The organism is Allokutzneria sp. A3M-2-11 16, assembly GCF_024213555.1.
In the GTDB taxonomy this organism is placed as follows: Bacteria; Actinomycetota; Actinomycetes; order Mycobacteriales; family Pseudonocardiaceae; genus Allokutzneria.
Genome location: NZ_JANAVO010000011.1, coordinates 151,686 through 166,583, shown reverse-complemented (window position 1 = coordinate 166,583; position 14,898 = coordinate 151,686). Strand labels below are relative to the sequence as shown.

Below are 14,898 nucleotides of genomic sequence, written 5' to 3'. Positions count from 1 at the left end.
TTCCTAGTATGCGGGCCATGCCGAAGAAGCGGAAGAAGTCGGATGAGCCGGAGAGCTCTGAGGGTGGGCAGCCCCACGAGTCAGGCCTGCCCGGCCGAATTGACTTGGCGCCGTCGATCTGGCCGCCGAGAGGGTACGGGTTTCTCCGGATCCTCCAGGACCGGGCTGAACGCGGTGATCCGGTGCCCACGCTGCGCGGCACACCCCCTCCTGGCTACACCTCGGACTTCGAGCCCGAGGTCGACGCCCCGCGAGCCCCGCTCCAGTCGGGCTGGTACATCCATCACGAGTCGGAGGTGCCCGTCTACGCGTGGGTTCACGACACGGTGGAGCTCGCCCGCGAGTTTCCGGAAGACGTTGATCTCTGGGCCAGAGGTTATGCGCCGTGCACCGTCCATTCCATATGGACTATGAAACGGGGGAAGAGGTCTGAGCGCGGGGAGGTCGACCACGTCAATCCGGTAAGGCTTGAAAGCTGGACGCCGATCGTCGCGCCGGATCCTGCGATTGTCGCGGCCGATCAACACGGAGTCGCGCCGGTGTACGCGACTCCGGTGGTCGGTCCACTTCCCGCTCTGATGCCTCACCGGATTGCCGCCATTGACGTCGACTACGCCCGTGTGGGCGGCGACAGCTTGCCGGAGAAATGGGACATCGACGTCGTGGGTGTCCTGGTCGTAGAACGAGAACCGGTAGGCGATCTCGTTGGCCACGGCCAGTGGAAGCAGGTGGAGTTCCATGTGCTCAGGGCCACCGACATCAGCCGCCTGGCCTCGATCGCCGCAGGAGTCGACCTCATCGTCGGGCACAACCTGTTCGACGCCGACTACCGCTGCCTGCGCACCTACGCGGACCAGGTGAACCTTGATCCAGTGTTGGAGAAGTCGGTCGACACGCTCTATTTCGCGAGGCGGGTCCTGTCGGGTGGCCACCGCAAACCGGCTGGGCTGGACCTGACGTCGCTTGTCGCTGTTCACCAGCTCAGGCAGCGGCGGAAGGTCCAGTCGCGAACCACTTCCCACCGTGGCATCACCAGCTTTCCGGATGCGGAGGAAAGATGGTTCTACGAGCCGGTTTCCGACGACTGCGAGCGCGTGCTGGAACTGTGGCTGGACATGGTGGCCAACGCTCGGCTGCTCGTTCCGGGCAGTGGTGGTCGTCCGAGCGAGCGGCCCCTCAGTCCGGAAGAACGACTCGGGCTGCTGACGCCGCCGTTGACCGGGTCTTCGTTTGCCGCCCTGCTGGCGGCTCGTGGAACCGTGTACGAGTTGCCGGGAAGCGCCTCCGAGGAGTCGGCCGCGCGCATTCACCGCCAGATAAACGAACTGCTCGCCTCCGGGGACTACGCGAATGATCATGGTCCGCTCGCGTCGACCCGGCGATGCCCCGCGCTGGCGGATGCGGCGGGAGGCCAATGCGCCGTTGTGGTCCATGGCGATGAGACGTACTGCCGGGCGCATCGCAAGTCGAGACTGTGTCGCGGCAATCCGGCGATCGACGAGCCGTGTGACGAGCACGTGGACGGTGAACGGTCACATTGTCACTGGCATCGCCGAACTGCCCTCTACGTGGCGCCGGGAACCAGGGTCCACGAGGATTTCCGCTGCCCTGTCGAACTGCCGGGGTGGGAGCAGATGAGCATTTGGGGGTTTGACACCGGATTGATGAGCTTCTTCGCGCAGCTGTGGCGAAACAGCGACAGCCCAGCCGACAACCCCCGCCATTGGCTCCACGGCGTGGACCCGGTTTACCAGAACATCGTTGAGCTTAGACCTGGTCTCAAAACTTAAGGGTGTGTCACTGCGTAACCTGCCGGTCCTGGTCGTCGATCGTGGGCAGTCGTGGCGAAGACGACGCAGCAGCGGCGGGTCGAAGACCGGCTCTGGGAGCTGATCGAACCCCTGATCCCGTCCCGACCAGCGCCGCGCGGTCCGGGTGGGCGGCCCCGGATCGATGACCGTGCCGCGCTAGAGGGGATCTTGTTCGTGCTCGACACCGGCTGCCGCTGGCGAGACCTACCCGAGCAGCTCGGATGCGGTTCCGGGCACACCGCGTGGCGGCGGTTACGTGAGTGGTAGGACGCCGGCGTGTGGGACCGGCTGCACCAGCTCGTGCTCGACGAGCTGTCCAACATCGACGAGCTTGACTGGACCAGAGGCTGCATCGACGCGGTGTCGGTGCGGTCGAAAAGGAGGGCGAGCTGACCGGCCGCAGCCCCACTGACCGGGGTAAAGCTGGCTCCAAGTACCACGTTCTGTGCGACGCGAACGGGCTACCGCTGCACATCATGTTGTCGGCGGCAAACACCCACGACAGCATGCTGTTCGAGCCGCTGATGGACACGAACCCGACCGTGCGTGGCCACCACGGCCGGGCGGGCCGGCCACGATGCCGACCGGACAAGCTGCACGCCGACAAGGGCTACGACTACCGCCGCTGCCGCCGCTACCTGACCCGCCGCGGTATCAAGGTCCGTATCGCCCGGCGCGGGATTGAGGGCAAGTCCCGCCTCGGCCGGGTCCGCTGGGTCGTCGAACGCACCATCTCCTGGCTGCTGCGGTTCAAACGCCTCGGGCTGCGCTGCGACCGGACCGAACGCACCACGCTGGCGCTACTCACGCTGGCCTGCACCGTGATCAACGTCCGCCGGCTCATAAGATCGAGCTCTGCGACCAGGTCTAACGCATCCATTCACTCGTTTGGGATACATCGGTAGCTCTGTGTCGTTGGGTGGGGGTGACTGGTGAGCTTCTGAGCGCGGAGCAGGTCCTCGGGTCGGCACGGGGCCCCGTCACCACGAGGGAGATCGATCTCCTGGAGGAGGCTGCAGCCGCGTTGCTGACGGCACCATCGACGGGGATGAACGAGCACTCTCGTCGGGAAGTGATCAGCCATCGGTGGGGCCGCCTCTTCAGAGGCGTTCGATGCGGTCGGCCTGCGGGCCCCGGTCGCTCTGACGCACCGCGTACCGGACCCGGTCACCCTTCTGCAGCGGCTCCGACCCCATGATCACGGACACGTGGGCGAAGAGATCGTCGCCGCCTGCGTCCGGGGTGATGAAGCCGAAGCCGCGGTCGCCGTCGTAGCGCGCGACGACGCCCTCGCCGCCTCGTACGGGCACGTCCCGCGCCGCCAGCCCTGCGGCCGCGGCAGGTGCCGACCGCTGCGGCGCCGTCTGGGGCTCGGCGCCCCGGACCAGGTGCACGTCGCGGGCCTGCGGGCCCTTGTCTCCACTAGCCACCTCGTAGGCGACGCGGTCGCCCTCCGCGAGCCACGTCAGCCCCTCGGCCAGGGCCCGGGCGTGAACGAAGACGTCCCCGGCGCCGGAGTCGGGGTTGATGAAGCCGAAGCCCTTGTCCTCGTCGTACCAGGCCACCGTGCCGTCGGCACCGTCCGCGATACCAGCCGCAGCGGGTGAGCCGGCCCCTGCTCCCAGCGGGATCACGTGCCCGGCCTGCGGGCCGCGCTCGCCTTCGACGATCAGGAAGGCCACCCGCTGCCCCTCGGTGACCACGCCGCCGGTCACGATGGCGGAGCTGTGCACGAAGATGTCGGCGCCGCCTCCGTCCGGCGACGCGAAGCCGTACCCCTTGCCCGGCTCGTACCAGTTGACGGTGCCGAGCAGGCCCACGGCGCTGCCGGTGGCCGCATCGGCGGTGACGCGAACGCGCAGCGCCTGGGGCCCGCGGTCGTTCTCGCCGACCTCGAACACGACGGCCTGACCCTCGCGGAGCACTTTCGCGCCGCCGTCCCCGACGATCTCGGAGGCGTGCACGAACACGTCCGGCGAGCCGTCCTCGGGCGCGAGGAAGCCGAAACCCCGTTCGGCGTCAAACCAACGGACGGTCCCTTGCAGCATCAAAGGCTCCAGGTCGAGAGGGCGGGCACTGGCCCCCAGTCTCTCTGACAGACCTCCGGTCCGTCGGGCCGGGCCCACAGGCGGGCGGTGCGGAGCCAGGGGCGGGCCGTTGGTTCACCTAGCGACACGCCGAGTTTTGAGACCAGGTCTTAGGGATGCGATCTGCCAGGTGACGGGTCTGGAGCGGGATGTCGTCAACAGGGCCCTCGTCTTTGAGCTGGATGACTGAACGGGCGCTTGAGTCCGCTGTCGCGACAACGGACGGGCCGCCTGAGGCGCTAGCGCCCCGTCCGGAAGCCCTCAGTAGCCGTGGTAGCGCCACTCCGCGAGGACACGTCGTCGATCAGTGACTCGAAGTCCTCGGGCGACCACGTCTTGCCGACCTCGCCAGGAAATACGGTGTTGCCACAGCGGTGAACAGCCGCTCTGGTGGTGTTACGGGGTTTCGTGTGGCAACCGGGGACGAGTCACCGGCACCACCGTCAGGAGATCCTGCAGCCCCTTGAAGTCATCTGGGTTCGTTGTGAAGAGGGGAAGACCCTCGGCCAACGCCGTCGCGGCGATCATGAGGTCCGTCATCCGGCGGCGTGGCTTGCGCCCGGCGGAAATCACGGCCGCGGTCACCCGGCCGTAGGCCCTGGCGGCTTCGGCGTCGAACGGGATGGGATCGAACTCGTTCTCCGCCCGCTGCAGGACGTCGAGCCGACGGGCGCGTTCGCCGTGTTCGTCATAGGTGCTCTGCTCGTCGTTCCTGCGAACCTGATGCGGCCCCGCCGAGAGTTCGGCAAGTGTGACCGCGCTGATCGCCATCTCATCCGGCAGTTCCGCCGGGTCGACCCAGCGACGCAAGATCAAGATATTGGTGTCGAGCAGCCCTTGGCGGTAGGCGTTACCGCTCATAGGGGTCACCGTGGTCCTGGTCGATCGCCGCTTCCTGGTCCAGACGGAACGCCTCGATGTCGACGGGGGCCGCTTTGCGAGATACGGAGGCGAACTGCGCCCGTGACACGAAACGCCGACGTCGGCGCAACGGGATCAGTTCGCCGATTTGGTGACCGTCGCGTGTGACTGTGAAGGCATTGCCCCCTTCAACCGCGTCCATGATCTCTTTTGACCGGCTGCGTAGATCGCGCTGCGTGATCTCGGGTTGGACGCTCATGGGTCAAGTTTAGCCCTGCGTGACGCAGGGTGCCACCATGTGGCACATGGTCAGTGGTACCGCCGTGCGCCGAGGTTTCTGCCCCGCAGTACGGTGCGAAGTTGACCTGAGTTGAGTGTAAAAGTACACTCAACTCAATGGAAGAAGGTTTTTATGAGCCGGGATCGCCCCTCCTGACAGGCGAGGATCTTCTCCGGCTTGAGGGGGTCGGCACGGTTCTGCGGCGACAGGAGGGGCATGTCTTCATCCAGGAGGGAGAGGGCACCAGCTTCGCGCTGCTGATCCGCAAAGGCCACGTCAAGGTGGTCGTCGGTGTGCCGGGTCGGATCGTGGCGGTCCGCGGTCCCGGCGACGTGGTGGGGGAAATGGCCGCGTTTCGGCGCAAGCCCCGGTCGGCGAGCGTGGTCGCCCTGGGTGAAGTCGAGGTTCTCCATCTACCCGCGTCTGCCTGGTTGGAGTTCATGTACGCCAATCCGCGGGCGATGCACGCACAGATCTTCGCCGCCGATGAGCGCCTCGAACAGGCGACGAAGAAGGTCGCGGAATCGGAGCTCGCCGTGGAGCAACGGTTGGCGAAGGCCTTGGTGGAGCTGATGGGGACTGGCTTGGGAAAGCAGGTGTACGCAGGTGTGGAGTTCCGGCTCAGCCAGGCGGATCTCGCGAGCCTCACCGGGGCATCGTTGGACTCGGTCAAGAAGGTCATCCGCGCCTTCAAGGAGAACGGAATCCTCACCACAGGGCGACAGTCCCTGGCAGTCCGCGACCGGGAAGCGCTCGAAGCGATCAGCTGCGGCAACCGCATAGCGGCGATATGAGGTGTGTGGATGCCCTGGAACCTGATCGGCAGTGCGGGATGGGTAGCAGCAGTGCTCGCTGCGACGACCGTCGCCAAGCACCTGTTTCTCCTGCTGAGGCACCGGATCAGCGAGTCGTCCGAAACACGCCGCTTCGTCACCGCGCTCAGGGGGAGCGCGCCTGGTGAGCGACCGGCGATCATCCGGGCTTACAGCAAGCTCGCCAAGCCGGGTGATGCCGACGAACCTCCCGCTGAGGGGAACTGACATGTCGACTCGCCTGTCGGACAACCGCCTGATCCAGCGGCTCCGCGACTTCTACTTCAACCCGGACGAGTTCGTCATCTTCGGCAGCGGACCCCTGCTCGCGCACGGTCTGCGAGATGACGTGCCCGATCTGGACATCGTTGCCTGTGGCGAGGTGTGGCGCCGCGTGTCCGCGTGCGGCTGCCCGTCGACCGGGGACATCACCGGTGATCGCGTCTGGACCTTCTGGAGCGGCCGCCTTCAGTTCTCAAACCGGTGGATATCCGAGGAGTGGGACGTCCGAAGCCTGATCGACCGCGCCGATGTGATCGAAGGGCTCCGCTTCGCCCCGCTGCCTGATGTGTTGAGGTACAAGAAGGTGCTCGGGCGGCCGAAGGACTCGGTCGATATTCGAAGGCTGATGAACGAGCTCGGCGATCACGGTTCCGAGGTGGCCTGACTCCCGAAGCGGCGGAGTTCGTCGACGAAACCCGACGGGCTACCCCGGTTGGCAGCCCGTCCACCGTGCCGCTCAGTAACCCCGGTCGCGCCACTCCGCGAGGTGCGGGCGCTGCTCGCCGAGGGTGGAGTCGTCGCCGTGGCCGGGGTAGAACCAGGTGTCGTCCGGCAGCGCGTCGAAGATCCGCGAGGACACGTCCTCGATCAGCGACTCGAAGTCCTCGGGCGACCACGTCTTGCCGACCCCGCCCGGAAAAAGGCTGTCGCCGGTGAACAGGTGCGGGTGGCCCGCCGGGTCGCGGTAGAGCAGGGCGATGGAGCCGGGGGTGTGCCCGCGCAGGTGGATGACCTCCAGCACGCACGCGCCGACCTTCAGCGTGTCGCCGTGCTCGGGCAGCAGGTCGCAGGGGACCGGCAGCTCGGGGGCGTCCAGGGGGTGCGCGGCGGTCTTCGCGCCGGTGGCGCCCGCGACGGCGCCGAGGGCCTGCCAGTGGTCCCCGTGCCGGTGGGTGGTGATGATCGTGCGCAGCTGCGGCCGGTCGGCGTCGTGGCCGAGCAGGTCGGACAGGCGCTCCGGGTCGTTCGCCGCGTCGATCAGCACGGCGTCGTTGGTTTGCCTGCACACCAGCAGGTATGCGTTGTTGTCCATCGGACCGACGGACAGCTTGGTGATCGTCAACTCGTCGAGGGTGCGCCGCGCGGCGGCCCCACCTGCGTCGACATGCCCCGTGTAGGTGTCAGCTACGTCCACGGGAGCACACGGTAGCCGGTGGACGTGACGGCCCTCAGCTCCGCTTCAGGCGGCGGCTCTAGGCTTACCGCCGTAGATCATGTTCCCCAGCCCCCAGTGAGTGCCGTGCTGAACTCGCGAACCGCCCCAGAGCGCCCCCGGCGACGGTCCGGCCGACGGATCAGCTGGGATGTGCTCCGCGTCGTGGCCATTCTCGCCGTGGTGGTGCAGCACGCCACGAACACCGCGCCGCACAGCCACCCGGAGCTCGGCGGGCTTCCCTGGGCGTTCACCCTTCAGATCGGCGCGAACTCGATCCTGATCATCTCCGCGTACTTCGTGTGCGTGACGCTGGCCCGCCGCCCGGCGATCTACTTCCTCAAACACCGCCTCGCCCGGCTGATCCCGGTGTACCTGTTCGCGGTCCTGCTCACCTTCGCGGCGATCAGGCTGGTGGCGCCCGCGGGCTGGAAAGCCGTGCAGGCCAGCGACATCCTGCCCAACATGATGCTGATGCAGCCCTGGATCGGCGTCGCCTACGTCGACTTCTCGTACTGGACGCTGACGATCCAGATCCCGGCGTTCATCGCGGCCGCGGCGCTCGCGGGCTCGGGACTGGTGCGCGGGCGGGCGGTCCCGGTGCTCGCGTGGTCGATCATCCTGGTCCCGCTCGGGCTGCGCTGGTTCCTCAACGACCCCTTCATCGAGCGGATCTTCGGCGCGCTCGTCCTGCACCACGCGCACTTCTTCGCCGTGGGCATCACGATCTGGCTGTGGTCGACCAGGCGCGTCGGCGCGGTGCACGCCCTGGCACTGCTGGGCGCGGCGGTGTACGCCCAGATCGTCCAGCTCGGCCACGACATCCCGTCCTCGATCGGTGTCGGCGTCATGGTCGTCCTCATGTGCTTCGCCGCGCTCGGGCCCGACTGGGACATCGCGCCGATCCGCGCGGTCAAGAAGCCGATCAGGTGGCTGGCGGGGATCTCCTACGGCGTCTACCTGGTCAACCAGGAGCTCGGGTACATCCTGGCGCGCAGGCTCGTCGACGTCGGGGTCGGGTCGTGGCCCCGCTTCGTCCTCGTCGTCGGCGCGGCGATCGCCCTCGGGTGGCTGCTCACGCGCTTCGTCGAGCAGCCCATCTACGACGCGCTCACGGCCGCCGTCCCGCCACTGCGCCGCGCCGCGCGCGTGCAGGTGCTGCGCACGATGCGGCTCGCGCTCGCGGTCCGCCTCGGCTGGGCGGTCCGCACCGGCGTGGCGGGTCAGATCCAGTCGGGCAGCCTCGGCGCGTCCCCGGACAGGGCGCTCGCGTCGCCGCGGCCGGTCAACCACGCGAGCACGGTGATCGCGTCGCCGCGCACCGCACCGACGGAGGAATCGTTGGTGCCGTTCACGATCCACTCCCGCTGAGAACCGTCGGCCAGGTCCGCGCGCAGGGTGAAGGACGGCACGCCCGCCATGCCGTCGTAGTGCGCGACGGCGTCGTCGATCAGCTCCTCCTGCACCTCCTCCGGCAGGTCGACCAGGTCGAAGCCGCACCGCAGGTCGGCCAGGTGGATCCACACCTCGCGCACCCGCAGCCACGGGATCTCGTGGCCGGTCAGCGGCCAGCCGTCACCGACGACCACCTCGGCCCGCCAGCCGGACGGCGGCAACGACCGGGCCGCGGCCGAGAAGCGCTCGCACGCCGCGATCAGGTCCTCCCGCAGCAACCGCCCCGACCGCCGGGCACCCTCGTCGATGTCCGCGTCGCGGTCCGCCCGGCTCGCGTACATCGGGTGCTCGACGCCGGTCCTGGCCCACGTCAGCAGGTTCAGCAGCGCGTCGGCGTTGCGCGCGAGGTGCGCGATGACGTGCCCGCGGCTCCAGCCCGGCAGGGCGCTCGCACCGCGGATGGTCCCCTCGTCGAGTCCCGCCACGGTGTCCAGCAGGCGCTCGGTCGCGTGCTCCAGTGCGGAGAGGCCATCGTTTGCGCGTCTCACGGCCTCGTCCGCGCTCATCCGCGGCCTGGGGACCCTGGCCCGTACGGCGCGGTCACGCGATCCGGTCTCAGTGCCTGCCATGGCGTTCCTCCCCGCTGGAAGGTGCTCGGATGGAATCAGCAAGCCTAGGTGGGACTTCCCCGTTCGGGTACCACCCGATCGTGGATGCTGCCTGTTTTGTCCGTCCCACGGACTGGAAGTCCGGAGTATCCCCGCGGAAATCCGCGTTCAATGCTGGTGCCAGTCGGTCCCGAGCCCGCGGAGGCGCCCGTGAGCAGCGAAGCAGCACCCCAGCACCGCAGGCGCGGACTCGTCGCCGCCTCGATCGGCAACGGCCTCGAATGGTTCGACTGGAACGCGTATGCGATCTTCGCGGTCTACTTCTCCGCCCAGTTCTTCCCCAAGGGCGGTGACGGCCTCACCGCGACGCTGAGCACCCTGGCGGTCTTCGCGGTCGGTTTCTTCTTCCGGCCGCTGGGCGGAATGCTGCTCGCCGCGTTCACCGACCGGCACGGCCGCCGCGCCGGGCTGACCCTGTCCGTGCTGCTGATGGCGGGCGGCAGCCTGGTCATCGCGGTCTCGCCGACCTACGAGCAGGCCGGGGCGCTGGCACCGGCGCTGCTCCTGCTCGGCCGGATCGCGCAGGGGCTGTCCACCGGGGGCGAGTTCGCGGCGGCGTCGACCTACCTCGCCGAGCTGGCCCCGCCCGGCAGGCGTGGCCTGTACTCCAGCTTCATCTACGTCAGCAACGTGCTGGGCACCCTGGCCGCGACGCTGCTCGCCACGGTGCTCGTGTCGGTCATGGGCAAGCAGGGGCTCGTCGACGGCGGCTGGCGCATCCCGTTCTTCATCGGCGCGCTGCTCGGGGTCTACGGCCTCTACCTCCGGCGCACCCTGGAGGAGACCGAGGCGTACCTGTCCGGCGGCCGCGAGCGGAAGGTCACCCGGCCGACCCTGGAGGTGCTGCGCCGGTATCCGTTGGCAGCGCTCAAGGTCGTCGGCTTCACGGCGGGCGCGACCATCGCGTACTACACGTTCGCGGTATATCTGCCCACCTACGCGAAGTCCGCGCACAAGGTCGGCGAGACGGACGCGCTGTGGGCCTCGACCGCGGCGCAGCTCATCATGATCGCGGTGTTGCCGCTGTTCGGAGCGCTCTCCGACCGGATCGGCAGGCGGCCGCTGCTGATCGGGTTCGCCGCCGGGTACGTGCTCCTGGTGGTCCCGCTGTTCTCGTTGCTGAACGCGTCCGCGTGGTCGCTGTTCCTGAGCATGACGTTGGGGCTGCTACTTTTCGCGCTGTACGGAGCGGTCGCGCCGACCGCGATGGCTGAGCTCTTCCCGACCGAGGTCCGCACCGCGGGCATCGGCCTGCCCTACGCGCTGACCGTCGCGATCTTCGGCGGCACGGCGCCGCTGGTGGTCGAGCAGCTGGGCGCGGTCGGCTCGGCGCACCTGTACCCGTGGTACATCGCGGTCCTGTGCTTGGTGAGCCTGGTCGTGTTCGTTCGTTCCCGGGAGACCAAGGACGTAGTCTTGGAACGGACGGTCGTCGAAGACCGCGCCTGACCTGCACGAACGGGCGGGAATCCGAGATTGTCAGACCCCCCGCCTAGCATGGGACCCGGCCAGTTGTGGACGCTCGCCCCGGTGGACCCCCACCCCGGGAGCGGGCCGCCCGCCGCCACCCCAAGCAGCCTTGAAGGGACCCCCGTGGCCGACCGCCTCGTTGTTCGCGGAGCGCGCGAGCACAACCTGCGCAGTGTTGATCTCGACCTGCCCAGGGACAGCCTGATCGTGTTCACCGGCCTGTCCGGGTCGGGCAAGTCCAGCCTCGCCTTCGACACGATCTTCGCCGAGGGGCAGCGCAGGTACGTCGAATCGCTCTCCGCGTACGCGCGGCAGTTCCTCGGGCAGATGGACAAGCCGGACGTCGACTTCATCGAGGGGCTCTCGCCCGCGGTCTCCATCGACCAGAAGTCGACCAGCCGCAACCCGCGCTCCACGGTCGGCACCATCACCGAGGTCTACGACTACCTGCGGCTGCTCTACGCGCGCGCCGGCAAGCCGCACTGCCCCACCTGCGGCCACCTGATCAGCAGGCAGACCCCGCAGCAGATCGTCGACCAGGTGCTGGCGATGCCGGACGGCGTCAAGTTCCAGGTGCTGGCCCCGGTCGTGCGCGGGCGCAAGGGCGAGTACGTCGACCTGTTCGAGCAGCTGCAGGGCCAGGGCTACTCCCGGGTGATGGTGGACGGGGCGGTGCACCAGCTCACCGATCCGCCCAAGCTGAAGAAGCAGGAGAAGCACGACATCTCCGTCGTGATCGACCGGCTCACCGTGAAGTCCAGCGCGAAGCAGCGGCTGACCGACTCGGTGGAGACGGCGCTGCGGCTGGCCGACGGCCTGGTGGTGCTGGACTTCGTCGACCAGCCCGAGGGTGGCGCGGAGCGGCAGCGCCGGTTCTCCGAGCGGATGGCCTGCCCCAACGGCCACGCGCTCGCCGTCGACGACCTGGAGCCGCGGTCGTTCTCGTTCAACTCGCCCTACGGCGCGTGCCCGGAGTGCACCGGTATCGGCGTCCGCAAGGAGGTCGACCCAGAGCTGGTCGTGCCCGACGACGAGCTGCCGCTGGCCGAGGGGGCCATCGCGCCGTGGTCGACCGGCCAGACCGCGGAGTACTTCCAGCGGCTGCTGGAGGCGTTGGCGGAGAACATCGGTTTCCGGATGGACACGCCGTGGCGCAAGCTCTCCGCCAAGGCGCAGAAGGCCGTGCTGCACGGTGTCTCGCAGCAGGTGCACGTGAAGTACCGCAACCGGTACGGGCGCGAGCGGGCCTACTACGCCAACTACGAGGGCGTGATCCCGTTCCTGGAGCGCCGCCAGGAGCAGACCGAGTCCGAGTACATGCGCGAGCGGTACGAGGGCTACATGCGGGAGATCCCGTGCCCGACCTGCCAGGGCAGCAGGCTCAAGCCGGAGATCCTCGCGGTCACCCTGGAGCACAAGCAGCGCGGCGAGAAGTCCATCGCCGAGGTCTGCGCGCTCAGCGTCGGCGAGTGCGCCGAGTTCCTCAACGGGCTGGTGCTCGACCGGCGGCAGAAGATGATCGCCGCAGCCGTGCTCAAGGAGGTGCAGGAGCGGCTGAGCTTCCTGCTCGACGTCGGCCTGGACTACCTGTCGCTGGACCGCGCCTCCGGCACGCTCTCCGGCGGTGAGGCGCAGCGCATCCGGCTCGCCACGCAGATCGGCTCCGGCCTCGTCGGCGTGCTCTACGTGCTCGACGAGCCGTCGATCGGGTTGCACCAGCGGGACAACCACCGGCTGATCGAGACGCTGACCCGGCTGCGCGACCTCGGCAACACGCTGATCGTCGTCGAGCACGACGAGGACACCATCCACTCGGCGGACTGGGTCGTCGACATCGGCCCCGGCGCGGGCGAGCACGGCGGCAAGGTCGTCCACAGTGGACCGTACAAGGACCTGTTGAAGAACAAGGAGTCCCTGACCGGCGCCTACCTCTCGCGCCGCAAGGAGATCCCGCTGCCGCTGGTGCGGCGGGCGGTGGACGCGAAGCGGCAGCTGACCGTGGTGGGCGCGCGCGAGCACAACCTGCGCGGCATCGACGTGTCCTTCCCGCTCGGCTGCCTGGTCGCGGTCACCGGCGTGTCCGGCTCTGGCAAGTCGACCCTGGTCAACGACATCCTGGCGACGGTGCTGGCGAACCGGCTCAACGGTGCGCGGCAGGTGCCCGGCAGGCACGTCCGGGTCAACGGCCTGGACGCCGTCGACAAGCTGGTGCAGGTCGACCAGTCGCCGATCGGCCGGACCCCTCGGTCCAACCCGGCCACCTACACCGGCGTGTTCGACAACATCCGCAAGCTCTTCGCCGCCACCACCGAGGCGAAGGTCCGCGGGTACCAGCCGGGCCGGTTCTCCTTCAACGTCAAGGGCGGGCGCTGCGAGGCGTGCGCGGGCGACGGCACCATCAAGATCGAGATGAACTTCCTGCCCGACGTGTACGTGCCGTGCGAGGTGTGCAAGGGCGCCCGGTACAACCGGGAGACCCTGGAGGTGCACTACAAGGGCAAGACCATCTCCGAGGTCCTGGACATGCCGATCGAGGAGGCGGCGGAGTTCTTCGAGCCGATCAACTCCATCCACCGCTACCTCAAGACGCTGGTGCAGGTGGGCCTCGGCTACGTCCGGCTGGGCCAGCCCGCGCCGACCCTGTCCGGCGGTGAGGCGCAGCGGGTCAAGCTGGCCAGCGAGCTGCAGAAGCGCTCGACCGGCAAGACCGTCTACATCCTGGACGAGCCCACCACCGGCCTGCACTTCGAGGACATCCGCAAGCTCCTCGGGGTGATCAACGGCTTGGTGGACAAGGGGAACACGGTGATCGTGATCGAGCACAACCTCGACGTGATCAAGACCGCGGACTGGCTGGTGGACATGGGACCCGAGGGCGGCTCCGGCGGTGGCACCGTGATCGCCGAGGGCACGCCGGAGGACGTGGCCGCGGTCAAGGGCAGCTACACCGGCAAGTTCCTCAAGCCCTTGCTGGCCAACGCCTCCGTGACGCCTGCGACGGAGACCGCGTCGGCCAAGGCGACCAAGCGCGCCGACGCCGCCAAGCGCACCCGCAAGGCCACCAAGGTCGCCGCCGCCCGCTGACCCTCGACCCCAGCCACACGCCCGCCGCTCCCCAACCGTCACGACCGACCCAACCGTCACGACCACAGTGACCGCGACCGTCACGATCGCGACTGCTGCGACGACACCCGCCGTCGCCGTGGCCGCCGTGGCCGCCGTGGGCACAGCCCGCCATGACCGTGGCCGGGGTTGGTGCGTCTTCAAGACCACCCAACCCCGGCCCCAGCGGTCGTTAACGATGCCCAACCCCGTGCCGCGCGGGCGGTTGGCGACGTTTCAGGTGGGTTGGGGAATACCACGGGTTGCCGCCGACGTCCTGCCTGGCCCACCACCGGGCCGAGACCGCCGCGGTGCTCCTCGCGTCGACGGACCACCCGATCGCCCGGGTTGGCGCGCAGGTCGGCTGGCCGGACCAGAGCCACTTCACCCGCCGCTTCAAGGCGCACTACGGCGTCAACCCGTCGACCTACCGCCGCCACTGCCAGATCTCCCCTTAGGCACCGGTGGACTGGGCGCCGTCGAGGGACTCGCGGATGAGGTCGGCGTGCCCGGCGTGCTGAGCGGTTTCCTTGATCAGGTGGAGCAGGATGCGACGCGCGGACCAGTAGTGGAGGCCCGGGTCCCACGGCGACTCCGGCAGGGGCACCGTCGCGGACAGGTCGAGCAGGGCGGCCACCGCCGCGTCGGTCTCCGCCGCCGCTGCCTCGTAGTCCGCGAGCAGCGACGCCAGCGACTCGCCGTCCAGGTAGTACTGGCCGGTGTCGAACATCCGGTCCGGCACGCCGGGGCGGGCGCACATGATGTGCGTCCACGCGCGCTCGCCCTGGGTGAGGTGCTTGATGATCCCGCCCAGGGTCAGCTCGCTCACCGTGGTGCGCTTGGCGACGTCGGCGTCGGTGAGGTCGCGGACCGTCACGCGCACGCCGGCGCGGAGTTCGGCCAGCGTGCGCGTCAGCTCGGTGCTCTCGAAGGTCGTCATACCGCGAACGGTAGGACCGATAGGTGTCAGTTCCTGA

General features: G+C 68.6%; 12 protein-coding genes and 3 pseudogenes. 9 read left to right on the top strand and 6 right to left on the bottom strand.

Annotated elements, in window-relative coordinates; all coding sequences use genetic code 11:
* Positions 1-17 precede the first annotated feature (17 nt).
* The gene (locus NLX83_RS33825) at positions 18-1,790 is read left to right on the top strand and encodes a hypothetical protein (RefSeq protein WP_254239312.1); all 1,773 of its coding nucleotides are present in this window, start codon (positions 18-20) and stop codon (positions 1,788-1,790) included.
* A gap of 51 nt (positions 1,791-1,841) precedes the next feature.
* A pseudogene (locus NLX83_RS33820) lies at positions 1,842-2,716 on the top strand (IS5 family transposase).
* Positions 2,717-2,911: 195 nt separating this feature from the next.
* On the opposite strand, the gene NLX83_RS33815 reads toward NLX83_RS33820, so the two are convergent.
* The 3 genes from NLX83_RS33815 to NLX83_RS33795 all read right to left on the bottom strand — a co-directional run bounded on the left by NLX83_RS33815 (position 2,912) and on the right by NLX83_RS33795 (position 5,018).
* Positions 2,912-3,859: a cold-shock protein gene (locus NLX83_RS33815; protein ID WP_441296820.1), complete on the bottom strand. Its 948-nt coding sequence runs from the start codon at positions 3,857-3,859 to the stop codon at positions 2,912-2,914.
* 435 nt (positions 3,860-4,294) lie between these two features.
* The gene (locus NLX83_RS33800; protein ID WP_254239311.1) at positions 4,295-4,759 is read right to left on the bottom strand and encodes a type II toxin-antitoxin system VapC family toxin; all 465 of its coding nucleotides are present in this window, start codon (positions 4,757-4,759) and stop codon (positions 4,295-4,297) included.
* Complete coding sequence (locus tag NLX83_RS33795) at positions 4,749-5,018, bottom strand: type II toxin-antitoxin system Phd/YefM family antitoxin (protein ID WP_254239310.1); 270 nt, start codon at positions 5,016-5,018, stop codon at positions 4,749-4,751. The genes NLX83_RS33800 and NLX83_RS33795 overlap by 11 nt, the downstream gene beginning before the upstream one ends.
* A 137-nt stretch (positions 5,019-5,155) precedes the next feature.
* Here NLX83_RS33795 and NLX83_RS33790 point away from each other — a divergent pair, with 137 nt between their 5' ends.
* From NLX83_RS33790 to NLX83_RS33780, 3 genes are read left to right on the top strand one after another with little or no spacing between them, the layout of a single operon-like run.
* On the top strand, positions 5,156-5,833 hold the full coding sequence (locus NLX83_RS33790; protein ID WP_254239309.1) for a Crp/Fnr family transcriptional regulator: 678 nt from the start codon (positions 5,156-5,158) through the stop codon (positions 5,831-5,833).
* A 9-nt stretch (positions 5,834-5,842) separates the two neighbouring features.
* Positions 5,843-6,079 carry a hypothetical protein gene (locus NLX83_RS33785; protein ID WP_254239308.1) on the top strand — a complete coding sequence of 79 codons (237 nt, stop codon included), beginning with the start codon at positions 5,843-5,845 and terminating at the stop codon, positions 6,077-6,079.
* A 1-nt stretch (position 6,080) separates the two neighbouring features.
* Positions 6,081-6,518, top strand: coding sequence for a hypothetical protein (locus tag NLX83_RS33780; protein ID WP_254239307.1), 438 nt, complete (start codon positions 6,081-6,083; stop codon positions 6,516-6,518).
* A 72-nt stretch (positions 6,519-6,590) separates the two neighbouring features.
* On the opposite strand, the gene NLX83_RS33775 is transcribed toward NLX83_RS33780, so the two are convergent.
* Entirely contained in the window at positions 6,591-7,268 is a 678-nt protein-coding gene (locus NLX83_RS33775) for an MBL fold metallo-hydrolase (protein ID WP_254239306.1), read from the bottom strand.
* Positions 7,269-7,286: 18 nt separating this feature from the next.
* On the opposite strand from NLX83_RS33775, the pseudogene NLX83_RS33770 reads away from it, so the two are divergent.
* Positions 7,287-8,357, top strand: a pseudogene (locus NLX83_RS33770) (acyltransferase family protein); the annotation flags it as partial.
* 152 nt (positions 8,358-8,509) lie between these two features.
* On the opposite strand, the gene NLX83_RS33765 reads toward NLX83_RS33770, so the two are convergent.
* A complete protein-coding gene (locus tag NLX83_RS33765) occupies positions 8,510-9,229 on the bottom strand; it encodes a maleylpyruvate isomerase family mycothiol-dependent enzyme (protein ID WP_254239305.1) in 720 nt (239 codons plus the stop codon).
* A gap of 270 nt (positions 9,230-9,499) precedes the next feature.
* Between NLX83_RS33765 and NLX83_RS33760 the strand changes: the two genes are divergently transcribed.
* The 3 genes and pseudogenes from NLX83_RS33760 to NLX83_RS33750 form a co-directional block, all read left to right on the top strand.
* Positions 9,500-10,798: an MFS transporter gene (locus NLX83_RS33760; RefSeq protein ID WP_254239304.1), complete on the top strand. Its 1,299-nt coding sequence runs from the start codon at positions 9,500-9,502 to the stop codon at positions 10,796-10,798.
* A gap of 144 nt (positions 10,799-10,942) precedes the next feature.
* Complete coding sequence (gene uvrA / locus NLX83_RS33755; RefSeq protein WP_254239303.1) at positions 10,943-13,903, top strand: excinuclease ABC subunit UvrA; 2,961 nt, start codon at positions 10,943-10,945, stop codon at positions 13,901-13,903.
* A 269-nt stretch (positions 13,904-14,172) separates the two neighbouring features.
* Positions 14,173-14,379, top strand: a pseudogene (locus NLX83_RS33750) (helix-turn-helix transcriptional regulator); the annotation flags it as partial.
* Here the strand turns inward: NLX83_RS33750 and NLX83_RS33745 are convergent.
* A complete protein-coding gene (locus NLX83_RS33745) occupies positions 14,376-14,861 on the bottom strand; it encodes a DinB family protein (protein WP_254239301.1) in 486 nt (161 codons plus the stop codon). The pseudogene NLX83_RS33750 and the gene NLX83_RS33745 overlap by 4 nt on opposite strands.
* Positions 14,862-14,898: the final 37 nt, after the last annotated feature.

Bases quoted from the DNA above. Each gene is read 5' to 3' on its own strand.
- NLX83_RS33825 (WP_254239312.1), top strand. From the start codon at position 18: ATGCCGAAGAAGCGGAAGAAGTCGGATGAGCCGGAGAGCTCTGAGGGT.
- NLX83_RS33815 (WP_441296820.1), bottom strand. From the start codon at position 3,859: ATGCTGCAAGGGACCGTCCGTTGGTTTGACGCCGAACGGGGTTTCGGC.
- NLX83_RS33800 (WP_254239311.1), bottom strand. From the start codon at position 4,759: ATGAGCGGTAACGCCTACCGCCAAGGGCTGCTCGACACCAATATCTTG.
- NLX83_RS33795 (WP_254239310.1), bottom strand. From the start codon at position 5,018: ATGAGCGTCCAACCCGAGATCACGCAGCGCGATCTACGCAGCCGGTCA.
- NLX83_RS33790 (WP_254239309.1), top strand. From the start codon at position 5,156: ATGGAAGAAGGTTTTTATGAGCCGGGATCGCCCCTCCTGACAGGCGAG.
- NLX83_RS33785 (WP_254239308.1), top strand. From the start codon at position 5,843: ATGCCCTGGAACCTGATCGGCAGTGCGGGATGGGTAGCAGCAGTGCTC.
- NLX83_RS33780 (WP_254239307.1), top strand. From the start codon at position 6,081: ATGTCGACTCGCCTGTCGGACAACCGCCTGATCCAGCGGCTCCGCGAC.
- NLX83_RS33745 (WP_254239301.1), bottom strand. From the start codon at position 14,861: ATGACGACCTTCGAGAGCACCGAGCTGACGCGCACGCTGGCCGAACTC.